Annotated in this window: 23 protein-coding genes and 1 riboswitch; of the genes, 17 read left to right on the top strand and 6 right to left on the bottom strand. The window is 73.5% G+C overall.

Annotated features, from left to right (window positions below):
- Positions 1-80: 80 nt before the first annotated feature.
- On the top strand, positions 81-1073 hold the full coding sequence (locus ACH4ZA_RS14440; protein WP_398429555.1) for an ABC transporter permease: 993 nt from the start codon (positions 81-83) through the stop codon (positions 1071-1073).
- A gap of 143 nt (positions 1074-1216) precedes the next feature.
- Here ACH4ZA_RS14440 and ACH4ZA_RS14435 read toward each other — a convergent pair whose 3' ends face one another.
- On the bottom strand, positions 1217-1495 hold the full coding sequence (locus ACH4ZA_RS14435) for a type II toxin-antitoxin system Phd/YefM family antitoxin (protein ID WP_319282052.1): 279 nt from the start codon (positions 1493-1495) through the stop codon (positions 1217-1219).
- A gap of 74 nt (positions 1496-1569) precedes the next feature.
- Here ACH4ZA_RS14435 and ACH4ZA_RS14430 point away from each other — a divergent pair, with 74 nt between their 5' ends.
- From ACH4ZA_RS14430 to ACH4ZA_RS14420, 3 genes are all read left to right on the top strand, one after another.
- The gene (locus tag ACH4ZA_RS14430) at positions 1570-2208 is read left to right on the top strand and encodes an ATP-dependent Clp protease proteolytic subunit (protein WP_319282050.1); all 639 of its coding nucleotides are present in this window, start codon (positions 1570-1572) and stop codon (positions 2206-2208) included.
- A 7-nt stretch (positions 2209-2215) separates the two neighbouring features.
- Positions 2216-2521, top strand: a complete 306-nt coding sequence (locus ACH4ZA_RS14425; RefSeq protein ID WP_319282048.1) for a hypothetical protein — start codon at positions 2216-2218, stop codon at positions 2519-2521.
- Positions 2522-2891: 370 nt separating this feature from the next.
- A riboswitch (cyclic di-AMP (ydaO/yuaA leader) is annotated at positions 2892-3103 on the top strand.
- Positions 3104-3106: 3 nt separating this feature from the next.
- Entirely contained in the window at positions 3107-3580 is a 474-nt protein-coding gene (locus ACH4ZA_RS14420) for a C40 family peptidase (protein ID WP_319282046.1), read from the top strand.
- Positions 3581-3696: 116 nt separating this feature from the next.
- Here ACH4ZA_RS14420 and ACH4ZA_RS14415 read toward each other — a convergent pair whose 3' ends face one another.
- Positions 3697-4188 carry an ATP-binding protein gene (locus tag ACH4ZA_RS14415; RefSeq protein ID WP_398429554.1) on the bottom strand — a complete coding sequence of 164 codons (492 nt, stop codon included), beginning with the start codon at positions 4186-4188 and terminating at the stop codon, positions 3697-3699.
- 213 nt (positions 4189-4401) lie between these two features.
- Here ACH4ZA_RS14415 and ACH4ZA_RS14410 point away from each other — a divergent pair, with 213 nt between their 5' ends.
- Together ACH4ZA_RS14410 and ACH4ZA_RS14405 are read left to right on the top strand one after the other, a co-directional pair.
- Positions 4402-5274 (top strand): helix-turn-helix transcriptional regulator, encoded by an 873-nt coding sequence (locus ACH4ZA_RS14410; protein ID WP_319282043.1) that lies wholly within the window; start codon positions 4402-4404, stop codon positions 5272-5274.
- A 9-nt stretch (positions 5275-5283) separates the two neighbouring features.
- Positions 5284-5532, top strand: coding sequence for a DUF397 domain-containing protein (locus ACH4ZA_RS14405; RefSeq protein WP_319282041.1), 249 nt, complete (start codon positions 5284-5286; stop codon positions 5530-5532).
- A 54-nt stretch (positions 5533-5586) separates the two neighbouring features.
- Here ACH4ZA_RS14405 and ACH4ZA_RS14400 read toward each other — a convergent pair whose 3' ends face one another.
- The gene (locus ACH4ZA_RS14400; RefSeq protein ID WP_398429552.1) at positions 5587-6714 is read right to left on the bottom strand and encodes an 8-amino-7-oxononanoate synthase; all 1128 of its coding nucleotides are present in this window, start codon (positions 6712-6714) and stop codon (positions 5587-5589) included.
- Positions 6715-6861: 147 nt separating this feature from the next.
- On the opposite strand from ACH4ZA_RS14400, the gene bioB reads away from it, so the two are divergent.
- Genes bioB through bioD form a run of 3 tightly spaced genes read left to right on the top strand, consistent with a single transcriptional unit; the run spans position 6862 to position 10074 of the window.
- On the top strand, positions 6862-8073 hold the full coding sequence (gene bioB, locus ACH4ZA_RS14395; protein WP_398429550.1) for a biotin synthase BioB: 1212 nt from the start codon (positions 6862-6864) through the stop codon (positions 8071-8073).
- Positions 8066-9355 carry an adenosylmethionine--8-amino-7-oxononanoate transaminase gene (locus ACH4ZA_RS14390; protein ID WP_319282035.1) on the top strand — a complete coding sequence of 430 codons (1290 nt, stop codon included), beginning with the start codon at positions 8066-8068 and terminating at the stop codon, positions 9353-9355. The genes bioB and ACH4ZA_RS14390 overlap by 8 nt, the downstream gene beginning before the upstream one ends.
- 2 nt (positions 9356-9357) lie before the next feature.
- The gene (gene bioD, locus ACH4ZA_RS14385; protein WP_319282033.1) at positions 9358-10074 is read left to right on the top strand and encodes a dethiobiotin synthase; all 717 of its coding nucleotides are present in this window, start codon (positions 9358-9360) and stop codon (positions 10072-10074) included.
- A gap of 180 nt (positions 10075-10254) precedes the next feature.
- Here the strand turns inward: bioD and ACH4ZA_RS14380 are convergent, their stop codons facing one another.
- Positions 10255-12498 carry a LuxR C-terminal-related transcriptional regulator gene (locus ACH4ZA_RS14380; protein ID WP_398429548.1) on the bottom strand — a complete coding sequence of 748 codons (2244 nt, stop codon included), beginning with the start codon at positions 12496-12498 and terminating at the stop codon, positions 10255-10257.
- Positions 12499-12607: 109 nt separating this feature from the next.
- On the opposite strand from ACH4ZA_RS14380, the gene ACH4ZA_RS14375 reads away from it, so the two are divergent.
- Both ACH4ZA_RS14375 and ACH4ZA_RS14370 read left to right on the top strand, forming a co-directional pair.
- On the top strand, positions 12608-13294 hold the full coding sequence (locus ACH4ZA_RS14375) for an alpha/beta fold hydrolase (RefSeq protein ID WP_319279970.1): 687 nt from the start codon (positions 12608-12610) through the stop codon (positions 13292-13294).
- Between the two features lie 82 nt (positions 13295-13376).
- Complete coding sequence (locus tag ACH4ZA_RS14370) at positions 13377-14063, top strand: class I SAM-dependent methyltransferase (protein ID WP_319279969.1); 687 nt, start codon at positions 13377-13379, stop codon at positions 14061-14063.
- 37 nt (positions 14064-14100) lie between these two features.
- On the opposite strand, the gene ACH4ZA_RS14365 is transcribed toward ACH4ZA_RS14370, so the two are convergent.
- Both ACH4ZA_RS14365 and ACH4ZA_RS14360 read right to left on the bottom strand, forming a co-directional pair.
- Positions 14101-14475 carry a fic family toxin-antitoxin system, toxin component gene (locus ACH4ZA_RS14365; protein ID WP_319279968.1) on the bottom strand — a complete coding sequence of 125 codons (375 nt, stop codon included), beginning with the start codon at positions 14473-14475 and terminating at the stop codon, positions 14101-14103.
- Between the two features lie 4 nt (positions 14476-14479).
- Positions 14480-14722 carry a toxin-antitoxin system HicB family antitoxin gene (locus ACH4ZA_RS14360; protein ID WP_319279967.1) on the bottom strand — a complete coding sequence of 81 codons (243 nt, stop codon included), beginning with the start codon at positions 14720-14722 and terminating at the stop codon, positions 14480-14482.
- A 140-nt stretch (positions 14723-14862) separates the two neighbouring features.
- Between ACH4ZA_RS14360 and ACH4ZA_RS14355 the strand changes: the two genes are divergently transcribed.
- The 6 genes from ACH4ZA_RS14355 to ACH4ZA_RS14330 all read left to right on the top strand — a co-directional run bounded on the left by ACH4ZA_RS14355 (position 14863) and on the right by ACH4ZA_RS14330 (position 22301).
- A complete protein-coding gene (locus ACH4ZA_RS14355) occupies positions 14863-15756 on the top strand; it encodes an ABC transporter ATP-binding protein (RefSeq protein WP_319279966.1) in 894 nt (297 codons plus the stop codon).
- A gap of 3 nt (positions 15757-15759) precedes the next feature.
- Positions 15760-18327 (top strand): ABC transporter permease, encoded by a 2568-nt coding sequence (locus ACH4ZA_RS14350; RefSeq protein ID WP_398429544.1) that lies wholly within the window; start codon positions 15760-15762, stop codon positions 18325-18327.
- 77 nt (positions 18328-18404) lie between these two features.
- Positions 18405-18842: a GNAT family N-acetyltransferase gene (locus ACH4ZA_RS14345; RefSeq protein WP_398429543.1), complete on the top strand. Its 438-nt coding sequence runs from the start codon at positions 18405-18407 to the stop codon at positions 18840-18842.
- 244 nt (positions 18843-19086) lie between these two features.
- On the top strand, positions 19087-20421 hold the full coding sequence (locus ACH4ZA_RS14340; protein ID WP_319279962.1) for a hemolysin family protein: 1335 nt from the start codon (positions 19087-19089) through the stop codon (positions 20419-20421).
- The gene (locus ACH4ZA_RS14335) at positions 20418-21431 is read left to right on the top strand and encodes a hemolysin family protein (RefSeq protein ID WP_319279961.1); all 1014 of its coding nucleotides are present in this window, start codon (positions 20418-20420) and stop codon (positions 21429-21431) included. Before ACH4ZA_RS14340 ends, ACH4ZA_RS14335 begins: the two co-directional genes overlap by 4 nt.
- 84 nt (positions 21432-21515) lie before the next feature.
- Positions 21516-22301: an SGNH/GDSL hydrolase family protein gene (locus ACH4ZA_RS14330; protein WP_319279960.1), complete on the top strand. Its 786-nt coding sequence runs from the start codon at positions 21516-21518 to the stop codon at positions 22299-22301.
- Positions 22302-22333: the final 32 nt, after the last annotated feature.

Genomic DNA, 22333 nt, shown 5'->3' with positions numbered 1-22333 from the left:
GACCGTGGAGCACGTAAAACGAACGATCCTTCTTTCTGCGACTCCATACCGTCACCACAGCATCACCCCTGGGGGTATCCATGTCCGTCACCCGGCGCCTGATCGCCGTCGTCCTGCTCGTGCCCGCACTCGCCGCCACGGCCCTGTGGGCCTTCGCCTGGCCCGCGGCCCGCACCGCCCCCCGCGACCTGCCGCTCGGCGTGGCCGGTCCGGCCGCCGTCACGGCCCCGCTGGAACAGCGACTCGCCGGGCACGGGGACGCCTTCGAGATTCACCGCTACGCCGACGAGGCGGCGGCCCGTGACGCGATCGCGCAGCGGACCGTATACGGCGCGGTCGTCGTCACCGCCGACGGGACTGAACTGCTGACGGCGTCCGCCGCGAGCCCGGTCGTGGCACAGCTGCTGCAGCAGGCCGTGACCCGGCAGGCGGCCGCCGACGGCACTGCGGTGAGGACGGTGGACGTGGTTCCCGCCCCGTCGGCCGACCCGCGCGGCGCGGCCCTCACCGCGAGCGTGCTGCCCCTCGCCCTCGCGGGCATCATGGCCGGCGCCGCGGTCACCCTGCTCGGGCTGCGCGGGGTCCGGGCCGCGCTGGCGCTGACCGGCGCCGCCGTCCTCGTGGGGATGGTCGCGGCCGCCCTGGCGCACAGCTGGCTCGGCGTGCTCACCGGCGGCTGGTGGGCGGAGGCCTCGGTGTTCTCCCTGTCGACGCTGGCGGTGAGCGCCGCGGTGGCGGGCTGCGCCGCACTGCTCGGCCCCGCGGGCATCGGCGCCGGGGCGCTCGTGATGATGTTCCTGGGCAACCCGTTCTCGGGGGCGGGCTCGGCCCCGCAGATGCTGCCCGAGCCGGCCGGCGCGATCGGACAGTGGCTCCCGCCGGGCGCCGGCACGACCCTGCTGCGCTCGGTGGCGTTCTTCGACGGCGCCGCGGCGACGGGCCCGGCGCTCACGCTGTCCTGCTGGGCGGTCCTTGGCCTCGGAGCCGTCCTGCTGGGCGCCCGGCTGCGGTCCCGGGCGGCAGGGGCGGACGCGGCCGCCGCCGGGGAACGCGCACCGGCGCTCGTCGGCTGAACGACGGCGGCACATGCGGGCCGTGCGCCTCAGGGCGCACAGCCTCTCGCCTTTTCGCGGACCCTTTCGCCGGCGCCGCAACGGGCCGGGCCCCACGACGCGACGGGCCTCACGACTCGTCGGGCCCGACGACGCGACGGCCCCTACGACGCTCCGGGCCGCCGGTGCTCCGCGGCGATCCCGAACCGCTGCTGTTCGCGGGGAGCGGAGGCGACCTCGCGCACGGCCGACACGGAGCGGATCACCTGCTCCTCGGCAGGGCGGTCCAGTTCGTCCAGTCGTTCCAGGTCGGCGGCGGAGACGAGGGCGACGAGGGGCTTGCCGTGCCGGGTCACGACGACGCGCTCACCGCCGTACACCACGCGGTTGATCAGGTCGGCGAGTTCAGCCCTGGCTTGCGTCACCGGAATCTCGTAGGCCATGGACCCATTCTAACGTCACGTACGTCCTGTACATTTCTTACAGACGCGCCAGACGTAGAGGAGGGGGCACACCCATGCAGCGACCGCTCGCCCGCCATGTCCTGCCCGAGTTCACCGAACGGACGAGTTCGGGGCACCGCCGCACGATGGATCCGTACTCCAAGCTGCTGGAGGAGCGGATCGTGTTCCTGGGGGCCCCGGTCGACGACGTCTCGGCGAACGACGTGACGGCCCAGTTCATGTACCTCGAGCACAAGGACCCGGACCGGGACATCGCGCTGTACATCAACTCCCCCGGCGGCTCGTTCAGCGCGATGACGGCTCTGTACGACACGATCCGGTTCGTCACGTGCGACGTGTCGACGACCTGCCTGGGGCAGGCGGGCACGTCGGCCGCGGTCCTGCTGGCCGCGGGCACGCCGGGCAAGCGGTTCAGCCTGCCGGGGGCGCGGATGACGATCCGCCAGCCCTCGCTGCCCGAGCCGGTCGAGGGGCAGGCCGGCGACCTGGCCGTCCAGGCCGAGGAGCTGGCCCGCACCCGCGCGACCCTGGAGGAGATGCTCGTGCGGCACACCGGGCGCACCCCGGAGCAGGTGACCGCGGACATCGAGCGCGACATGTTCCTCACCGCCCCGCAGGCGGTGGAGTACGGCCTGGTGGACGGGATCATCCCGAGCCGCAAGGCGCCGTCCGGGACGCAGGACGGGAGGTGAGCCGGCGATGGTGCCCGAACTGCCGCCGCTGCCCGCGCTGACCCGCGCGGAGGCCGAGCTGATCGACGGCTACCTCGACGTCGTCGACCTGCTCGGCCGCATCAACCCCGCCCACCACACGGACACCTACCGCGGACTGCGCGCCGCCCAGGCGCTGGTGAGCAAGGCGGCCGCGCTGCGCGACGCGCTGACGCTGATGCACCAGCGGGGGGAGAGCGAGTTGCACGCGCCGACGCTCGCACGGGCGCTGCGCGTCCTGGACGGGGAGCGCCGCACGGCGCGCGTCACGCTGCCGCCGGCCTCCGGGAGTTGACCGGGTACGGCTCGCGGCTCCGGCGGCCGGCGGCACGGGCGCCCTCGGCGAGGACGACTCCCGACTCGGACGTGACGTCCGGGCCGGAGTCGAAACGGCCCAGAAGGCGTACCCCCGTTCGGCAGAACGTCTACTGTTCCCCCGGACGCCCAGAACTTGCGCGAAAGGGCGCTCTTCGAGCGGAACAGAAGACGTCGCCGCTGGTGGGAGCCCCTGAGACGGCGCGCCACCTGATCACCCGTCAGGGTGTTCACCCGAACGGGTGAGTGGTGAGTAACCCCACAAATCCCCGGTTCCGTTGGGATTTTCGGACATCCGTGAGCCAAGATCCCTGACTGACGACAAGCCCCCGCCACAAGCGGCGGGGCGGTCCGGGTGGACGCCGAGTCCTGCCGCCTCCCGGATGACCGGTCGACAGGAGTGCATCGGCAGGAGTGGAGGACCCAAGCACGACGGGTCGCCGGAACGGTCACGCCATGACCGGGCCGAGCAGCCCTTGGGGTGAAGCCGCTGACGCGGCCGGGCAACTTCGCCAGCCCGAATCCGACAGGTCATCCTTCACAGGCGGCTGACGAAGGGTTGCGCATGACTGCGCTCAATCGTGTCCCGTCGCTCATGGCCCGGGCCGGTACGGCCTCGGCGTTCGCCATCGCCGCCGTCGGCGGCACGGTCGTGGTCCCGGGGCTCGCTCCGGATGCCGCGGCCGCCACACCGGCGACGAAGGCGCTGCAGGTCGCGGCTTCCAAGAAGGGTGCGCCGTACAAGTACGGGGCCACCGGGCCGAAGAGGTTCGACTGCTCGGGGCTCACGATGTACTCGTTCAAGAAGGCGGGCAAGAGTCTGCCGCGGACGGCGGCCCAGCAGTACAACAAGACGAAGCACATTTCGGCGTCCAGCCGCAAGGCGGGCGACCTGGTGTTCTTCCACTCGGGGTCGAACGTGTACCACGTCGGGATCTACGCGGGTAAGGGCAAGATCTGGCACTCGCCGAAGACCGGGGACGTGGTGAAGCTGCAGAAGATCTGGACCAAGAGCGTCTGGTACGGCCGGGTCCGCTAGGCCCGGGGCGCCGATCCGCCGGGTCCGACGGGACCTGGCGCCGATCTGCCGGGTCCGGCCGAGCCGCCGGGCCCATCCGGACCTCCCGGGGCCGTGTACGGCGTCCTGACACGCCCTCACCGCCCCGGGAGCTCGCCTTCCGCGGGGACCGCCGGGACCGCCAGGACTCCGGCAGCAGGCTCCGCCGCCGGGACGGCCCACGGGAGCTCGACGATGACCGTCTTGCCGCCCTCCCGGGTGGGCCGCACCCTGAGTCTGCCGCCGGCCTCCGCGGTCAGCCAGCGAATGATCACCATGCCTCGGCCGTTGTCCTGCTGGACGGCGGCCGGCAGTCGTTGCGGAAAGCGCGGGTGGCTGTCGGTCACGCCGATGCTCAGACGTTCGTCGCGGTCGAGCACGAGGTCCACCGTGAAGGTGGGTGACTGACCGAAGGTGTGCTGCACGGCGTTGGTGGCGAGTTCCGAGACGATCAGGCGGACGGTGTCGGCCGCCTCGGCGTCCGCCGGCAGGCCCCACTCGCCGAGGGCGCCGACCACGAACGCGCGGGCCGTGGAGACCGAGGCGGGATCGCTCGGCAGAGTGACGGTTGCTTCCAGGTGATCTGCCATGGCGACGTCGTACCTTTCCCACGGGACCGGAGCCCGATACGGCGCGGATCGTTCGAGTACGGTCCCGGACTGGTGCTTCTTCGCCAGACTGCCATCACGACGCCGGTCACGGGTGGCGATCCACCAAGATGTGCATATATCTGTCGCTCGATGCGGTGAACTCTGCGACGACAGAGCGTATTTGCTCGGCCTGTCAGGAGTAAGGAGAAGCCCGTGCAGCACGGACCGGCGGTGCGCCGCCGCAAGCTGGGCGCGGAACTGCGCACTTTACGCGCCCAGGCGGGCCTCACCAGCGGTGAGGCGGCCCGGCTCGCGGGCTGGCACCAGTCCAAGGTGAGCCGTATCGAGACCGGCACCAGTGGATCGAAACCGGCCGATGTGCGGTTACTCCTCGACGTCTACGGGGTGGCCGATCCGCAACTGCGGGAGCTGATGCTGGCGTTGGCGGGCGCCGACTCCGGCGCCGGCGGTGGCGGCGGCCGGGACCACTGGTGGCACGCCTACCGCGGGGTGCTGCCGCCCGCCTACCGGGACTTCATCAGCCTGGAGTCCCAGGCCAGCGCGATGCGCACGCTGGAGACGACCGTGGTGCCGGGTCTGCTGCAGACGCCCGAGTACGCACGCGCGGTGACCCTGGCGGCCGTCGAGGGCCTCGACGAGGAGCAGCTGGACGCCCTGGTGGAGGTGCGGCTGGCCCGCCAGGACGTGCTGCGCGCCCAGCCGCCGCTGGAGCTGAGCGCGGTGCTCGACGAGTCGGTGCTGCGCCGCGAGGTGGGCGGTCCCGAGGTGATGGCGCACCAGCTGCGACGGCTTGCGGAGGCCTCCCGAATGCCGCACGTGAGTCTTCAAGTGCTGCCGTTCAGGGCGGGTGCGCATATCGGGGTAACCGGCCCTTTCGTTATCTTTTCATTTTCGCGCACTTCTGATCTGGATGTGGTTGTTCTCGACCACTTGACGAGTAGCCTCTATCTCGAACGGAAAGAAGACCTCCAGGCCTATGCCCAGGCCTTCAACGCCCTTAGGGCGCAAGCCCTTTCGCCCGGGGAATCATCGGATCACCTCGCCGCTCTCGCCGGCGGCGCATAAGGAGGCACCATGTCCGCAGTACCGCGGAACGTACCTTCCCGTACCGGTCCCGACCCTCTCCCGCCGATGCGGTGGCTGCGCAGCAGCTACAGCACCGGAGCCAACAACTGCGTCGAGACCGCCCGGCCCGACCGCGGCCCCTGGGCCGGTCTGCTCGCCGTGCGCGACTCCAAGAACCCGGCCGGCCCCGCCCTGCTCTTCTCCCCCGAGAGCTGGACGGGCTTCACCGCCGCGCTCCGCCGACCGAGCCGCAGCTGACGACGCCGCAAGGCGCCCTCCGTCACCGGCGGCCCACGGCCCTGTCCCGCCGACTCACGGCCGCGTCCCGCCGATCACCCGCACCGCCCGTTCCACCTCGGCCCCGGAGAGGTCCGCACGGGCGGTGAGCCTCAGGCGTGAGATCCCGTCGGGCACGGAAGGGGGTCGGAAGCAGCCCACGGCCAGGCCTGCCGTGCGGCAGTCCGCCGCCCACTGCAGAGCCTCCTCCGGGGACGGAGCACGCACCGAGACGACCGCGGCGTCGGGACGCACCGCTTCCAGGCCCGCGGCCGTCAGCCGGGCGTGCAGTTCGGCCGCCACCGCACGCGCGCGTGCCGCGCGTTCCGGCTCCCGGCGCAGCAGCCGCAGGGCCGCCAGCGCGGCGCCCGCCGCCGCCGGGGCCAGGCCCGTGTCGAAGATGAACGTGCGGGCCGCGTTCACCAGGTGCTCGATCACCCGCGCGGGGCCCAGCACCGCGCCCCCCTGGCTGCCGAGCGACTTGGACAGCGTGAGCGTCACGACGACGTCGCCGGCGCCGGCGAGACCGGCCGCGTGCGCGGTCCCCCGGCCGCCGTCCCCGAGCACGCCCAGTCCGTGGGCGTCGTCGACGACGAGTCCGGCGCCGTGCTCCCGGCAGGCCGCGGCGAGACCGGCCAGCGGGGCCGCGTCGCCGTCGACCGAGAAGACCGCGTCGGAGACGGCCACGGCCGGTCCGTCGTGGGCGTCGAGCGCCTTGCGCACGGCCTCCGGGTCGGCGTGCGCGACGACCTGGACGGCGCCCCAGGCCAGCCGGCAGCCGTCGATGAGCGAGGCGTGGTTGCCCGCGTCGGAGACGATCAGCGAGCCGTGCGGGGCCAGCGCGGTGACGGCGGCGAGGTTGGCCGCGTAGCCGGAGGAGAAGACCAGCGCCGCCTCGAAGCCGCAGAAGTCCGCCAGCTCCCGCTCCAGCTCGCCGTGCAGCTCGGTGGTGCCGGTGACGAGGCGGGAGCCGGTGGCGCCGCCGCCCCAGGTGCGGGCGGCGTCCGCGGCGCCCTCGACGACCTCGGGATGACGGGCCAGACCCAGGTAGTCGTTGCTCGCGAGGTCGAGCAGCGGAGAGTCGGCCGGGCGCGGCCTCAGCGTCCGTACGAGTCCGGCCCGGCGGCGCAGCTCCGCCTGCTCGTCGATCCAGCCGAACGCCATGGGTCCTCCGGGGCTTTGTAGGTAGCGGACAGACCCTAGCGGCAGGGCCGCCCGCCCACGGTGTGGCAATACCCACACGTCGAACCGGGTGTGTTGTGTGATCCCTACCTTGGCCCGGAGCGGGTGCGTAGGACAGGATCGGCTCTCATGGACCTGCTGAACACGCTGGTGGACAAGGGGCTTCGGCGCGAGCTGCCGACCCGCGAGGAGGCTCTGGCCGTCCTCGCCACTTCCGACGACGACGTGATGGACGTGGTGGCCGCGGCCGGGAAGGTGCGCCGGCACTGGTTCGGGCGACGGGTGAAGCTCAACTACCTCGTCAATCTCAAGTCGGGCCTGTGCCCCGAGGACTGTTCGTACTGCTCCCAGCGGCTGGGCTCGACGGCCGGCATCCTGAAGTACACCTGGCTCAAGCCCGAGGAGGCCTCGCAGGCCGCCGCGGCCGGTCTCGCCGGGGGCGCCAAGCGGGTCTGTCTGGTGGCGTCCGGGCGCGGGCCGACGGACCGGGACGTCGACCGGGTCTCCGACACCATCAAGGCGATCAAGGAACAGAACGAGGGCGTCGAGGTGTGCGCCTGTCTGGGTCTGCTCTCCGACGGCCAGGCCGAGCGGCTGCGCGAGGCGGGCGCCGACGCCTACAACCACAACCTCAACACGTCGGAGTCGACGTACGGGGAGATCACGACCACGCACACCTACGCCGACCGGGTGGACACCGTCACCAAGGCGCACGCGGCGGGCCTGTCGGCCTGCTCGGGTCTGATCGCCGGCATGGGCGAGACGGACGAGGACCTGGTGGACGTCGTCTACTCGCTGCGCGAGCTGGACCCGGACTCGGTGCCGGTCAACTTCCTCATCCCGGTCGAGGGCACCCCGCTCGCCAAGGAGTGGAACCTCACCCCGCAGCGCTGCCTGCGCATCCTGGCCATGGTGCGGTTCGTCTGCCCGGACGTCGAGGTCCGCATCGCGGGCGGGCGCGAGGTCCATCTGCGCACGATGCAGCCGCTCGCGCTGCACCTGGCCAACTCGATCTTCCTCGGCGACTACCTCACGACCGAGGGCCAGGCGGGCAAGGCCGACCTGGAGATGATCGCGGACGCCGGCTTCGAGGTGGAGGGCGCGGACCAGGTCACGCTGCCCGGCCACCGGGCGGCGCGGGGCGGCTGCGGGTCCCACGCGGGCGGCGGCTGCGGCTCCGAGGAATTGGCGGGTTGCGGGTCGCACGAGGGCGGCGTCTGCGGCTCCGTACCCGCTGCGGCGACCGCCCCCGCCGCCGCGGCGGCCGCCGGGGAGGCCCGCACCGACCTGGTCGCCGTGCGCCGCCGCGGCGCCGGCACCGACCTCGCGCCCAATGCCTGAGCCGTCCCCGCTCGGCGTGCCGGAGCTGCTGGAACTCGACCGGCGGCATGTGTGGCACCCCTACGGTCCGATGCCCGGCCGGGCCGAACCGCTCGTCGTGGAGTCGGCGAGCGGGATCCGGCTGCGGATGGCGGACGGCTCGGGCGAGCTGGTCGACGGCATGTCGTCCTGGTGGTCGGCGATCCACGGCTACAACCACCCGGTGCTCAACGACGCCGTGCGCGAGCAGCTGGGACGGATGAGTCACGTCATGTTCGGCGGGCTCACCCACGAGCCCGCCGTCCGGCTGGCCAAGCTGCTCGTCGACATGTCGCCCGAAGGCCTCGAGCACGTCTTCCTCGCCGACTCCGGTTCGGTGTCGGTCGAGGTCGCCGTGAAGATGTGCCTGCAGTACTGGCGTTCGCTGGGCCGTCCGGCCAAGCGGCGCCTGCTGACCTGGCGCGGCGGCTATCACGGCGACACCTGGCAGCCCATGTCCGTGTGCGACCCCGATGGCGGGATGCACGACCTGTGGACCGGGGTGCTGCCCCGGCAGGTCTTCGTGGACGCTCCCCCGGCGGAGTACGACGAGGCGTACGCCGAAGGGCTGCGCGCGGCCGTCGAACGGCACGCCGACGAGCTGGCAGCGGTCATCGTGGAGCCGGTGGTGCAGGGCGCGGGGGGGATGCGGTTCCACTCCCCCGGCTATCTGCGGGTGCTGCGCGAGGCGTGCGACGCGCACGACGTGCTGCTGGTGTTCGACGAGATCGCGACCGGTTTCGGCCGTACGGGCGCGCTGTTCGCGGCGGGGCACGCCTCGGTCACGCCGGATGTGATGTGTGTGGGCAAGGCGTTGACCGGCGGTTATCTGACGATGGCGGCGACGCTGTGCACCGCGCGGGTGGCCGACGGGATCTCGCGGGGCGAGGTGCCGGTGCTGGCGCACGGTCCGACGTTCATGGGCAACCCCCTCGCCGCGGCCGTGGCCTGCGCGTCGATCGAGCTGCTGCTCGGACAGGACTGGCTCGCGGAGGTCAAGCGGATCGAGTCGGGCCTGCGGGAGGGGCTCGCGCCGGCGTCGGGGCTCCCGGGCGTGCGGGACGTACGGGTTCTCGGCGCCGTCGGGGTCGTCCAGCTGGACCACGAGGTGGACATGCGGGCGGCCACCGCGGCGGCCGTGCGCGAGGGCGTCTGGCTGCGGCCGTTCCGCGATCTCGTCTACACGATGCCGCCGTACGTCACGTCGGACGAGGACGTGGCACGGATCGCGCGTGCGGTGTGCGCCGCGGCGCGGGAGGAGTGAGCATGCCGATCCTGGTGATCACGGGGACGGGCACGGAGGTCGGCAAGACGGTCACGACGGCGGCGGTCGCCGCGGCGGCGCTGGCGGCGGGCCGGTCGGTGGCCGTGCTGAAGGCGGCGCAGACCGGTGTGGCGCCCGGCGAGCCGGGGGACGCCGAAGAGGTCGCGCGGCTGGCGGGGACGCTCACGGCGGTCGAAGTCGCCCGCTTCCCGGAGCCGTTGGCGCCCGCGACTGCGGCGCGGCGGGCGGGTCTGACGCCCGTGCGCCCGAACGACGTGGCGGAGGCGGCGCGGAAGCTGGCGGCGGCGCACGACCTGGTGCTCGTCGAGGGGGCGGGCGGGCTGCTCGTGCGGTTCGACGAGGCGGGCGGGACGCTGGCCGACGCCGCTCGGCTGCTGCGGGCGCCGGTGCTGCTGGTGTCCTCGGCGGGGCTGGGCACGCTGAACACGACGGAGCTGACGGCTCGTGAACTGCGTGGGCGTGAGCTGGAGCTGCTGGGCGTGGTCATCGGCGACTGGCCGAACTCCCCGGATCTGGCGATGCGGTGCAACGTCACCGACCTGCCGGACGTCGCCGGGGCCCCGCTGCTGGGCGCGCTGCCGACGGGCGCGGGGGCGCTGGCGCCCTCCGCCTTCCGCGCGGCGGCCCCGGGCTGGCTGGCGCCACGGCTCGACGGGACGTGGGACGCCGACGCCTTCCGGGTGCGGGTGGCGGACTGAGCCGGGGCCGCGAGGCGTCGCGGCCCGTCCGCCCTCGCGGGACTCGCGGATCCCATGGGAGGTCGACGGCGGTCCGCCCGCGTCCGCGGGCCGGGCGGGCGGGCGCTCGCAGCCCGGGGAACGGGCGGGCCCGACGCCCCGTCCGGACGGCCGGGCCCGGCGGTTCCGACCGGTGGGACCTCACGGGCCCGAGCGGCGGACGTCGTCCGGGACGTCTCGTTCCTGCGGCGGCCCGGAACCCGTCCCCTGGGCGTCGGCCTGGGCGATCAGCCGGACGAGTTCGATGCGGGAGCGGATGCCCAGCCGGTTGAAGACGCCGCGCAGGTGGTGGTCGATCGTGCGATGGCTGAGGGCGAGACGGACGGCGATCTCCCGGTTCGTCGCGCCCTCGGCGGCCATCCGGGCGATCAGGAACTGCTGGGCCGTCAGCAGGACGGCCGGGCTGTCCGCCCCGCGGGCCGGCGTCGCGGGAGCGCCGAGGGCGCGGAGTTCGGCGCGGGCCGCTTCGGCGCAGTGCGGGGCGCCGAAGGACTCGAACGCCTCCCGGGCGCTGTGCAGCCGGTCGCGGGCCTCCGCGCGGTGCCGGAGCCGGCGCAGCGCGCTGCCGAACAGCAGCTCCGTGCGGGCGTGTTCGAAGGGGCGGGCGCCTTCGGCGTGCAGCTCGAGCGCGGCGCGGTAGTGCCCCAGGGCGTCGGCCCCGGGGGTCAGCAGGGCGCGGCAGCGGGCGCTGAGGGCCAGTTCGTCGGCGCTGTGGACGGCACGGGCCCAGCGGTCGTAGTCGGCGTGCGCGGCCCGGGCGACGCGTGTGTCGCCGGTGCGCACGGCGGCCTCGACGTAGTGCGGGGCAGCCGAGTGGCGGACGGCGCGGTGGCCGTGTCCGGGTCCCAGGGCGGCGAGGGCGCGCAGCCGGGCCGCGGCGGGTCCGTAGCGTCCGGTGCACAGGTCGAGGAAGGCGAGCGCCCACTGGGCGAGCGCGGCGGGCAGGCCCAGGCCGTGGGCGAGGGCGTGGGACCGGGCCGCGGCGGCGCGCCTTCGGCACAGCTCGCCGTCGCCGGTGAGCGCGGCGAACATGGCGAGGGCGGCCTGCAGATGACAGGCGCCGTTGTCCTGTCCGGTGGCGTGCGCCTGCCGTAGCGCGTCCAGCGCGGCGGCCTCGGCGGCGCGCGGCCGGCCGGTCCAGAAGTCGGCGTGGGCGCGGAACTCCAGTGCCTGCGGGACGAGTGCGGTGAGTCCCCGGGTGCGGGCCGCGGCCGCCGCCCGGACGGTGGCGGTCGCGGCGCGGCGGTGGTCGCCGAGCATCAGGGCGGCGATGCCGGCGTGCAGCAGGTCGGTGGGGTCGCCGCCGGGGCCGCATCTGCCCGCGGTCGCCTCCAGCAGGTCACGGGCGTCCTCGTAGCGTCCGTCGACGGCGGCGGCGATCCCGCCCAGCACCCCCGGGGACGCCACGCCCGACTGCCGTGCCACCGCCACCGCTTCCCGGCAGCGCCGCAGGTCGCCGGTGTGGACGGCGGCTTCGGTGGCGCGGGCCAGCAGGGGCGCCGGGTCGGCGCCGGCCGCGGCGCCCGTCAGCAGCGCGTCGAACGCCTCGGCGGCGTGGCCGGCGCGCAGGGCGAGGACGCCGGTGAGGGCGCCGGCGTCGGTGCGGGCGGCCAGGGCGCGGGAGCGGTCGGCGTCGCCGGTGCTCCAGGCGTCCTCCGCAGCGCGGGCGAGCAGGCGGGAGCGTTCCCGGGGGGCGGGGCACAGGACGGCGGCGCGTTCGGCCAGGGCGGCGGCCAGGGCCGGGTCTGCGTCGGCGCGGGCCCGGTGTGCCGCGGTGGCCAGTTCCGCGGCGAGGCGTGCGGAGGGGCCGAGTGCGGCCGCGCCCCGGTGCCAGGAGCGCCGGGGCAGTTCGGCGGCGTCGTGCAGGACGCGGGCCAGCAGCCGGTGGACGTCGCGCCGGTCGGCCGGGGCGGCCGTCTCGTAGGCGGCGATCCGGGTCCAGGCGTCGCGGAAGCCGACGCCGCCCGCCGTGGCGTACGCCAGGCCGGCCGTCTCGGCCGCCTCCAGCGGCCGGGTGTCGAGCCGGGCGGCGGCGACGGCGCGCAGGAAGGCGTGGGTGGCCACCGGGTACTGGTCGGCGGCGGCGAGCAGGAGCAGCAGCCGGGTGTCCTCGGGCAGGGCGCGGACCGCCCGGCGGTGTGCGCGCAGGACGCCCGGGGCCAGTTCCGCCGGCTCGGTGGGCAGCGGGTCGAGGCCGGCCGCCTGGCGTTCGGTGAGCCGGGCCGCGAGCTCGACGGCGGCGCGCGGGTCGCCGTGCACGAGGCGCAGGACGCGCACCCGGACGCCCTCGGGCAGCGCGGCGACCGGGCGCGGACCCGCGTCCGGCGGCCTCGGTGGCGAAGTGCGGTCCAGAGGTGGGGGGTTCACCGGAGTCACCACCCACATGACGTTACTGGCGGGTTACTTGAACCGTAAAGACCGGCGATATCACCGATGCGGCGCGCGTAGACCCGGCCGGACACTCCTGGCAACCCCACCCGTTTCAGGAGGCATCATGCAGCGCCGCAAGCGTCGCATCGCCGCGGTCCTCTCGGCCGCGGCCACTTCGCTCCTTCTGTCACTGTCCCTCTCCGCCCCCACCGCCCACGCGGCGACCCACGACCCGATCGTCTTCGTGCACGGCATCAGCAGCTCGTCGAGCAGCTGGGACGACTGGGTCGGCTACTTCAAGGCCGACGGCTACACGGCCGCCGAGCTCGACGCGTGGACGTACAGCTGGTCCCAGTCGAACGCCACCACGGCCGCTCAGCTGGCCACCGAGATCAAGAACGTGCGCGCGAGGACCGGCGCGAGCAAGGTCGACGTGGTCGTCCACTCCATGGGGGCGCTCAGTTCCCGCTACTACCTGAAGAACCTCGGCGGGACGGCCTTCGTGGACGACTTCGTCTCCGTCGCCGGCACCAACCACGGCACGTCGGTCGCCTCGCTGTGCAGCTGGCTGTACAGGTCCTGCGCCGAGATGGTCACCGGCAGCTCGTTCGTGACCGCCCTCAACTCCGGTGACGAGACGCCGGGCAGCGTCAACTACGCCGCCTACTGGTCGAACTGCGACGCGGCCGTGGACCCGGACTCCTCGGCGCTGCTGAGCGGGGCGACGAACGTGGGCGTCGGCTGCATCTCGCACGACGACATGAACAACGACCACGGTGTCTACGCACAGGTGCGCGCCTTCGTCCAGTGACCGGCGCGGGCGGCACGGCGGGGGTGCGGCGGGCCGGCACGGGGAAGGATCCGGGTAGGCCCGTCCTGCCCGGGAGGTCGCCATGCCGATACGGTCCACGGGTTCCGGCAAGGTGTCCGGTGACCCCGTCCACCATCCGCTGTTCGCCCGCTGGTATCCCGCGGTCAGCACCGCCGCGGAGGCCCGCGGCGGTCTGGCGGCGGTGCGTGGGCGGCTGCTGTCCGGACTGTCCGGCCGGGTCGTCGAGATCGGCGCGGGCAACGGGCTGAACTTCGCCCACTACCCGCGCACCGTCGCGGAGGTCGTCGCGATCGAGCCGGAACGCCGCATGCGGGCCCTGGCGCTGGAACAGGCCCTGCGCGCCGGTACGCCCGTGGACGTGGTCCCGGGCGTCGCGGAGGCGCTGCCGGTCAAGAGCGAGGCCTTCGACGCGGCGGTGGTCTCACTGGTGCTGTGCAGCGTGCGGGACGTGCCGCGGGCGCTGGCCGAGCTGCGGCGCGTGCTGCGGCCCGGCGGCGAGGTGCGGTTCCTCGAGCACGGGCCGGGCGGCGGCCCGGTCATGCGGTTCACGCAGCACGCGCTGGACCGCACCGTGTGGCCGTATCTGGCGGGCGGCTGCCGTCTCACCCGGGACACCGTCGGCGCGCTGCGGGAGGCGGGCTTCGATCTCGGCCCCTACCGGCGCGTGCGGCTGCCGGAGAACGGGCCGCGGCTGCCGTTCTCCTACTGTGTGACGGGGACCGCCTGGCGGCCGGGGGCGCCGGGCTGACGCCCCGCCCGACCGACAGCGCCGGTCGGCGGCCGCATCACCCGGTCCACTCGCGCAGCTCCCGTGCGATGTCGGCCACGGACGCCTCCCCGTTCTTCACCAGCCGGGCCAGGTCACGAACCTGTTCGGGTGAGGTGATCACCTTCAGGCCGCTGGCCACGAGGTAGGCGTAGGCGACCGCGCAGGCGAAGAGCGCGTTGGAGCGCTCCAGGGCCGGGACGTGGATGAGGAGCTGGAGCAGTGCGGCGGCGCGGGCCGGCGGGTCGTCGTAGACGGGGACGTCGAATATCTGCGCCTGATGGCGCGCCACGGCCGCGACCAGCGCGCCCCAGTCGGTGACCTGCGGGTCTCCCGGGGTCTTCTGTTCGGCGAGCATGAGGAGCCAGGCGAGGTCGATGCGGAGGTCGCTCAAGGGTTCAGCGGCGACCTTCGCGCGTGCCGCCCTCGCGGTCGGCGCCGAACTCCTCGGCGAAGAGCGACTCGTACTGCTTCATGAAGTCACCGGCGGCCTCGACGAAGGTCTGGCCGACTTCCCCGGCGTCCTGTCTGACCAGCTCTTCTATGTAGCGGTTGACGCTCATGCCGCGGGCGGTGGCGCGCTCGCGGGCGACCTGGGCCGTGCCTTCGTCGACGCGCACGTTCAGCTGGGTCTTCGCCATACCTCGAAGCTAGCGCCGATGTGCTAGCAACGGCAAGGGCGGCCGGAATCGAAAAGTGATACCGGCTGTGCGGCGCATCACACTACGCTCGGCCGGACGGTTCAGCGACGGCGGCACGATCACCGAGCGAGGAGACAGCCTTGTCCACACCTGCTGCGCAGCACGCCCCCGGTCCGGCCTCGGCCGACGGAGTCGCGGCCCGCGCCCGAGGTCTGACCAAGGCGTACGGCTCGGGCGAGACGGCGGTGATCGCCCTCGACTCGGTGGACGTGGACATCGCGAGCGGCCGCTTCACCGCCGTCATGGGGCCGTCCGGCTCCGGGAAGTCCACGCTCATGCACTGTCTGGCCGGCCTCGACACCGTCTCGGCGGGCCAGGTGTGGCTCGGCGGCACCGAGATCACCGGGCTGAAGGAACGGGAGCTGACCCGGCTCCGGCGGGACCGGATCGGGTTCATGTTCCAGTCGTTCAACCTGATCCCGACGCTGAACGCGGCCGAGAACATCACCCTGCCCATGGACATCGCCGGCCACAAGCCCGACCAGGAGTGGCTGGACCAGGTGATCGACACGCTCGGCCTGCGGGCGCGGCTCAAGCACCGGCCCGCCCAGCTCTCCGGCGGACAACAGCAGCGGGTGGCCTGCGCCCGGGCGCTCGCCTCCCGTCCCGAGCTGATCTTCGCGGACGAGCCCACCGGCAACCTCGACTCACGGGCCGGGCTCGAGGTCCTCGCGTTCCTGCGGCAGGCCGTCGACGACCTCGGCCAGACGGTCGTCATGGTCACCCACGACCCGGGCGCCGCCGCCCACTCCGACCTGGTGCTCTTCCTCGCGGACGGCCGACTGGTGGACCGGATGGAACAGCCCTCGGCGGACGCCGTGCTGGAACGCATGAAGCGCTTCGACGTGGGCCGCGCCCCATCGGCCGGCGGCCCGCCCGACGGCGCCGCCGACGAAGCGTCCCGGGGCAGGGCCGACGACCCGCCCGAGGGCAGGACCGGCGGCCCGCTCGGCAGCGACCCCGAGGAGGGCTGACCCGTGCTGAAGGCGACCCTCAGAAGTTTCCTGGCGCACAAGGGACGGCTGCTGCTGTCCGCGCTCGCCGTCGTCCTGTCGGTGGCGTTCGTGGCCGGCAGCCTGATCTTCTCCGACACGGTGACGCGCACCTTCGACCGGCTCTTCGCGTCCACGTCGGCTGACGTGACGGTGGAACCCGCCGACGACCTGACCTCCTCCGTGCCGACCGGCGCGACCCAGACCCTCCCCGCCGCGCTCGCCGCACGACTGGCCCGGGTCGAGGGCGTCGCGTCCGCCCACGCGGACGTGAGCGTGCAGAACATCACCGTCGTCGACGGCGACAACAAGTCGGTCGGGCCGACCACCGGCGCGCCGACCGTCGCCACCGACTGGTACGTCACCGACCGCAGCCCGGTGAAGCTGACCTCCGGCCACGCCCCGCGCGACGCCGGGGAGGCCATGCTCGACGCCGACACCGCCGACAAGAAGCACGTGCGGATCGGCGACACCCTGACGGTGATGGCCCAGCCGGGCTCGTTCAAGGTGAAGGTCGTCGGGATCGCCACCTTCACCACCACCAACCCCGGCGCGGCCCTGGTCTACCTCGACCCCGGCACCGCCGCCGCCCAGCTCCTCGGATCGGCGGACAAGGCGACCGGCATCTCCGTCGACGCGGCCCCGGGGGTGAGCGACACAGTGCTGGAGCGGCGGGTCCTGGCCGCCCTCGGCGACGGACGGTACGACGTGCAGACCGCCGAGGAACGGGCCAAGTCGTCGGCCGAGGCGCTGGGCGGGTTCCTCGACGTCATCAAGTACGTCATGCTCGGCTTCGCCGGGATCGCCGTCCTGGTCGGCGTGTTCCTCATCGTCAACACGTTCTCGATGCTGATCGCCCAGCGCACCCGTGAGCTGGGCCTGCTGCGCGCCCTGGGCGCGGACCGCCGCCAGGTGCGGCGCTCGGTCCTCACCGAGGCGGTGCTGCTCGGGCTGGTCGGCTCCACGCTCGGGCTGGCCGCCGGCGTCGGCCTCGCCGCCGGGCTGATCAAGCTCATGGGCGTGTTCGGCATGAACCTGAAGACCACCGAGATGGCGGTGGGCTGGGCGACTCCGGTGGCGGCGTACGTCGTCGGCGTCGGCGTCACGTTCGTCGCCGCGTATCTCCCGGCCCGCCGGGCGGCCGGCGTGTCCCCGATGGCGGCTCTCGCGGACGCGGACATCGCGGGGGTGGGCCGTCCGCTGAAGACGCGTGCCGTGGTCGGCGCGGTCGTCGGTGCGCTGGGCGTGGCCGCGCTCGCCGGCTGCGCGGCCTCGTCGAGCACGTCGTCCGCGGCGTCCCTGCTGGGCCTGGGCGTCGTCCTCACCCTGATCGCGACCGTCATCGCGGGCCCGCTGCTGGTCCGGCCGGTGATCCGGGTCCTCGGCGGCGCCTTCCCCGCGCTGTTCGGCTCCGTCGGCCGGATGAGCCAGCGCAACGCGCTGCGCAACCCGCGCCGCACGGGAGCCACCGCCGCCGCGCTGATGGTGGGCCTCGCCCTGGTGGGCGGCATGTCGGTGGCCAGCGCCTCGATGTCCAAGTCGTTCGACCAGCAGATCGACAAGACGCTCGGCGCCGACTTCGTCGTCCAGAACGCCAACTTCGCGCCGTTCTCCCAGGAGGTCACGGACGCGGTGCGCGACACCGAGGGCGTCGGCCTCGTGGTGCGGCAGCGGTTCGCCCCGCTCGCCGTGCGGCTGCCCGACGGCAAGCGCGTCGAGACGACCGCCGCCGGCTACGACGACCGGGTCGACGACGTCGCGCACATCCCGTACGCCGAGGGGAACACGGCGGCCGCGCTGGCCGACGGCGCCCTCGGCATGGACGTCGACTTCGCGAAGGAGCACGACGTGCGGATCGGCAGCGTGCTGCCGGTGGAGTTCCCGGGCGGCCGGACGACGTCGCTGAAGGTCGGCGCGCTCACCGACCAGGAGTCCGGCGACGGGTTCGGCATGCAGGGCGGGCTGTTCCTCGGCATCGCCGCCGTGGAGAAGTACGTGCCCGGCGGGCAGGACTCCGCCCTGTACGTCAACGCCGGCTCCGGCACGAGCGGCGAACAGCTGCGCCCCCGGCTGGAGAAGACGCTGGACGCGTACCCGCAGGTCCAGGCGCGCGACCAGGCCGACTACAAGAAGCTGGTGCACGACCAGATCGCCGTCCTGCTGTACCTGGTCTACGCCCTGCTCGGACTGGCGATCGTCATCGCGGTGCTCGGCGTCGTCAACACGCTGGCGCTGTCGGTGGTGGAGCGGACCCGGGAGATCGGGCTGCTGCGTGCCATCGGGCTGGGGCGGCGGCAGTTGCGCCGGATGATCCGGCTGGAGTCGGTGGTGATCGCGGTGTTCGGCGCGGTGCTCGGACTCGGGCTCGGACTGGTCTGGGGCGTGTGCATCCAGCAGGTGCTGGCGTTGCAGGGGATGAAGGCCTTCGCCGTGCCGTGGGGCACGATCGTCGCGGTGGTCGTCGGCTCGGCGGTCGTCGGCGTCGTGGCGGCGATGCTGCCGGCCCTGCGGGCGTCCCGGATGAACGTGCTGGCGGCGATCGCGCACGAGTGACGGCGCCGGCCGGCCCGGAGTGCGTCCGGATCCTGGAATTCCGGGTCCGGACGCATCGCCCGTGATGGGATCGCCGTATGTCTGATCTGCGCATACGGGCGGCGACGCCCGAGGACCTGGACGCCGTGCTCGCCTTCTGGAAGGCCTCCGCCGAGGGCACGAGCATCAGCGACGACCGCGACGGGGTGGAACGGCTGGTCGCCCGCGATCCCGAGGCGCTGATCCTCGCCGAACGGCTCTCCGGCCAGGGGGTCGAGCTCGTCGGCACGGTGATCGCCGGGTTCGACGGGTGGCGGTGTCATCTGTACCGGCTGGCGGTGCACCCGGAGCGCCGGCGTCAGGGCGTCGGCACGGCGCTGCTCGCCGCCGCGGAGGAGCGGTTCGTCCGGCTGGGCGGACGGCGCGGGGACGCGATGGTGCTCAGCCGCAACGAGACGGCGCATCATGCCTGGCGCGCCGCGGGGTACGCGCCCGAGGAGAAGTGGCGGCGCTGGGTCAAGCCGCTCACCGGCTGACCCGAGCCCCGCCCGGAGTGCTTTGCCGATCCTTTACCCTTGAGGACCGTGCGGATCGCCCGCACGGTCCCCGACGACCTCATGAAAGGTGTGAGCGTCCGCCCATGGGCGAGCCTCCCCGTACACCCGCCCGCGCCCCCGCACCCTCCGGCGCACGCACGCGTTCCGGCGCACGCACGCGTGCCCGCGTCCGTTGTCGCGCGCTCCGTCCCGCCCTGCCCGATCATGGGACGGAGGAGACCCGATGACCGAAGTGCTGCTGCTCCTGGTGGCGATCCTGCTGTCGTTCGCGTGCGGTGCCTTCGTCGCCGCCGAGTTCTCGTTGACCACGGTCGAGCGCAGCGAGCTGGAGCGGGCGGTGGAGCGCGGCGAACGCGGCGCGGCCGGGGCGCTCAAGGCGGTGCGCAACCTGACCTTCCAGCTCTCCGGCGCGCAGCTCGGCATCACCGTCACCAACCTGGTGGTCGGCATGCTGTCCGAGCCGTCGATCGCGAAGCTGATCGCGGGGCCGCTGGAATCGCTCGGTCTGTCCGGCTCCACGTCCAGCTCCGTCGCGTTGGTGCTGGGCACCGCTCTGTCGACCGTGTTCCTGATGGTCGTCGGCGAGCTGGTGCCGAAGAACTGGGCGATCTCCTCCCCGCTCGCGGTGGCCAAGACCGTGGGCAACGCGCAGCGCTGGTTCAGCGCCGCCTTCCGGCCCTTCATCAGCCACCTCAACGACACCGCGAACCGCATCGTGCGCCGCGTCGGCGTGGAGCCCACCGAGGAGCTCGCCGCCGCCCGGGGTCCCCAGGAGCTCGCGGCCCTGGCCCGGCACTCCGCTCGGGAGGGCGCCCTGGAGGCGGACACCGCGGAGCTGTTCGTGCGGACGCTGAACCTGGCCGACCTCATGGCGGAGAACGTGATGACCCCGCGCGTGCAGGTCATCGCCCTGGACGCGACGGCGACCTGCGAGGACGTGGCCAACGCGACCCGGGCGACGGGTCTGTCCCGCTTCCCCGTGTACCGCGGGAACCTCGACTCGGTGGTGGGGACCGCGCACATCAAGGACGCGCTGGCGGTCCCCGCCGGGCGACGCGCGCGCGTGCCGGTCGCCGAGATCATGCGCGACCCGCTCCTCGTCCCCGAGTCGCTCACCGTGGACCGGTTGCTGGACCGGCTGTCCGGCAAGCGGACGATGGCCGTCGTCATCGACGAGTACGGCGGAACCGCGGGCGTGGCGACGCTGGAGGACATCGTCGAGGAGGTCGTCGGCGAGGTCCGCGACGAGCACGACCCCCACGAGACGCCGGAACTGGCGCACGCGGGCACCGACGACGACGGCCGCGCCCTGTACTCGGCCGACGGCGCCGCCCGCACCGACCGGCTCGCGCGCGTCGGCCTGCACGCGCCCGAGGGACCGTACGAGACGCTGGCCGGGCTGGTGGCCACCGAACTGGGCCGGATACCGGCCGTCGGGGACACCGTCGAGATCGCCGGCTGGCGGATGGACGTGGTGGACGCCTCCGGCCGCCGAGCCGCGCGCGTGCTGCTGCACGCCCCGCTCGCCGACACCCACGTGGAAGGGACCGGGCAGTGACCGCCGTCCAGTTGCTCATCGGGCTGGCGACCCTCGTCGTCAACGCGTTCTTCGTCGGCGCCGAGTTCGCGCTGATCTCGGTACGCCGCTCCCAGATCGAGCCGTACGCCGAACAGGGCGACCGGCGCGGACGCAGCGTGCTGTGGGGGCTGGAGCACGTGTCCGCGCTGATGGCCGCGGCGCAGCTCGGCATCACGCTGTGCACGCTGGTGCTCGGCGTGGTCGCCGAGCCGGCCATCGCGCACCTGCTGGAGCCGGTGTTCCACGCGGTCGGCGTGCCCGAGGGCGCCGGGCACGCGGTGTCCTTCGTGATCGCGCTGGCGGCCGCCACCTATCTGCACATGCTGCTCGGCGAGATGGTGCCGAAGAACATCGCGCTCGCCGAGCCGGTGCGCAGCGCGCTGCTGCTGGGACCGCCGCTGGTCGCGCTCGCCCGGGCGCTGCGGCCCGTCATCTTCGCGATCAACGCGTTCGCCAACGGGCTGCTGAAACTGCTGCGCATCGAGACGAAGAACGAGGTCACCGCGACCTTCTCGGACGCGGAGCTGGCACAGATCGTCCGGGACGCCGGCGAGGCGGGCCTCATCGACGACCGCGCCCAGGAGCGCCTGCACGACGCCCTGGAACTGGGCCGCCGCCCGGTGCGCGACGTCGTCCTGCCGCTGGAACGCGTGGTGTACGCGCGTGTCGGCGTCACTGCGGAGGGGCTGGAACAGCTCGCGGCGGAGTCCGGGTTCTCCCGCTTCCCCGTGGTGGACGAGGGACGCCGGATCGTCGGCTACCTGCACGTGAAGGACGCGCTGGACGCCTCGCCGCGCGACCGGGCCTTCCGGCTGCAGGACATGCGGGCCATCGCCCGGGTGCGGGAGGCGACCCCGCTGGACGACGTCCTGACCGCGATGCGGGGCAGCCGGACGCATCTGGCGGCCGTGCTCGGCTCCGACGGCCGGCTGGCCGGCCTGGTCACCATGGAGGACGTGCTCCAGGAGCTGTTCGGACAGCGGACGTAGGCCGTCCGTGCCGCTTGGACAGGTCGGGCCGGACGGGTCCGACCGACCGGCGGGTATGAGACTCGGGCTACCATCGGTGTCGCCATGCAGACGAACACCATTCCCCCGTACTCCAGCCTGGTCGCCCTCGGCGACTCCTTCACCGAGGGCATGTCGGACCTGCTGCCCGACGGCTCCTACCGGGGCTGGGCCGACCTCCTCGCCGCGCGGATGGCCGTGCGCACCCCCGGCTTCCGGTACGCCAACCTCGCGGTGCGCGGCAAGCTGATCGGACAGATCGTCGAGGAGCAGGTGCCGGTGGCCGCCGCGATGGGCGCCGACGTGATCACCCTGGTCGGCGGCCTCAACGACACCCTGCGCCCCAAGTGCGACATGGGCCTGGTCAAGGGCCTGCTGACGGAGGCGGTGGAGCGGCTGGCCCCGTCCTGCAAGCAGCTCGTGCTGATGCGCAGCCCGGGCCGGCAGGGGCCCGTCCTCGACCGGTTCCGGCCGCGCATGGAGGAGCTCTTCGAGTGCGTCGAGGAGCTGGCGGAGCGGCACGGCGCGCTCGTCGTCGACCTGTACGGCGCCGCCTCGCTCGGCGACCCGCGCATGTGGGACGTCGACCGGCTGCACCTGACGGCGGACGGCCACCGCCGGGTCGCCGAGGCCGTCTGGCAGACCCTCGGACACGAGGCCGAGGATGCCGACTGGCACCTGCCGATGCCGCCCACCCCGCCGCCGGGCTGGGCCGCCCGACGGGTCGCGGACGCACGGTTCACCCGGCAGTACCTGCTGCCGTGGATAGGCCGCCGGCTGACGGGCCGGTCCTCCGGGGACAGCCTGCCGCCCAAGCGTCCCGAACTCCTTCCGTACGAGAGCCAGGTGTAGGCGGACGAAGGCGATCGGCGCAGCCGGGCAGG

Origin of the sequence: Streptomyces sp. NPDC020597 (genome assembly GCF_044335095.1) — a bacterium.
In the GTDB taxonomy this organism is placed as follows: Bacteria; Actinomycetota; Actinomycetes; order Streptomycetales; family Streptomycetaceae; genus Streptomyces.
This window is presented reverse-complemented; position numbering and strand designations above follow the sequence as displayed.

Excerpts from the sequence above, each read along its gene's own strand:
- ACH4ZA_RS14340 (WP_319279962.1), top strand. The coding sequence starts at position 19,087 with ATGACCGAAGTGCTGCTGCTCCTGGTGGCGATCCTGCTGTCGTTCGCG.
- ACH4ZA_RS14400 (WP_398429552.1), bottom strand. The coding sequence starts at position 6,714 with ATGGCGTTCGGCTGGATCGACGAGCAGGCGGAGCTGCGCCGCCGGGCC.
- ACH4ZA_RS14430 (WP_319282050.1), top strand. The coding sequence starts at position 1,570 with ATGCAGCGACCGCTCGCCCGCCATGTCCTGCCCGAGTTCACCGAACGG.
- ACH4ZA_RS14360 (WP_319279967.1), bottom strand. The coding sequence starts at position 14,722 with ATGGCGAAGACCCAGCTGAACGTGCGCGTCGACGAAGGCACGGCCCAG.
- ACH4ZA_RS14345 (WP_398429543.1), top strand. The coding sequence starts at position 18,405 with ATGTCTGATCTGCGCATACGGGCGGCGACGCCCGAGGACCTGGACGCC.
- ACH4ZA_RS14405 (WP_319282041.1), top strand. The coding sequence starts at position 5,284 with ATGTCCGCAGTACCGCGGAACGTACCTTCCCGTACCGGTCCCGACCCT.
- ACH4ZA_RS14420 (WP_319282046.1), top strand. The coding sequence starts at position 3,107 with ATGACTGCGCTCAATCGTGTCCCGTCGCTCATGGCCCGGGCCGGTACG.
- ACH4ZA_RS14440 (WP_398429555.1), top strand. The coding sequence starts at position 81 with ATGTCCGTCACCCGGCGCCTGATCGCCGTCGTCCTGCTCGTGCCCGCA.
- bioD (WP_319282033.1), top strand. The coding sequence starts at position 9,358 with ATGCCGATCCTGGTGATCACGGGGACGGGCACGGAGGTCGGCAAGACG.
- ACH4ZA_RS14330 (WP_319279960.1), top strand. The coding sequence starts at position 21,516 with ATGCAGACGAACACCATTCCCCCGTACTCCAGCCTGGTCGCCCTCGGC.
- ACH4ZA_RS14415 (WP_398429554.1), bottom strand. The coding sequence starts at position 4,188 with ATGGCAGATCACCTGGAAGCAACCGTCACTCTGCCGAGCGATCCCGCC.
- ACH4ZA_RS14425 (WP_319282048.1), top strand. The coding sequence starts at position 2,216 with ATGGTGCCCGAACTGCCGCCGCTGCCCGCGCTGACCCGCGCGGAGGCC.
- ACH4ZA_RS14375 (WP_319279970.1), top strand. The coding sequence starts at position 12,608 with ATGCAGCGCCGCAAGCGTCGCATCGCCGCGGTCCTCTCGGCCGCGGCC.
- ACH4ZA_RS14390 (WP_319282035.1), top strand. The coding sequence starts at position 8,066 with ATGCCTGAGCCGTCCCCGCTCGGCGTGCCGGAGCTGCTGGAACTCGAC.
- bioB (WP_398429550.1), top strand. The coding sequence starts at position 6,862 with ATGGACCTGCTGAACACGCTGGTGGACAAGGGGCTTCGGCGCGAGCTG.
- ACH4ZA_RS14380 (WP_398429548.1), bottom strand. The coding sequence starts at position 12,498 with ATGTGGGTGGTGACTCCGGTGAACCCCCCACCTCTGGACCGCACTTCG.
- ACH4ZA_RS14435 (WP_319282052.1), bottom strand. The coding sequence starts at position 1,495 with ATGGCCTACGAGATTCCGGTGACGCAAGCCAGGGCTGAACTCGCCGAC.
- ACH4ZA_RS14370 (WP_319279969.1), top strand. The coding sequence starts at position 13,377 with ATGCCGATACGGTCCACGGGTTCCGGCAAGGTGTCCGGTGACCCCGTC.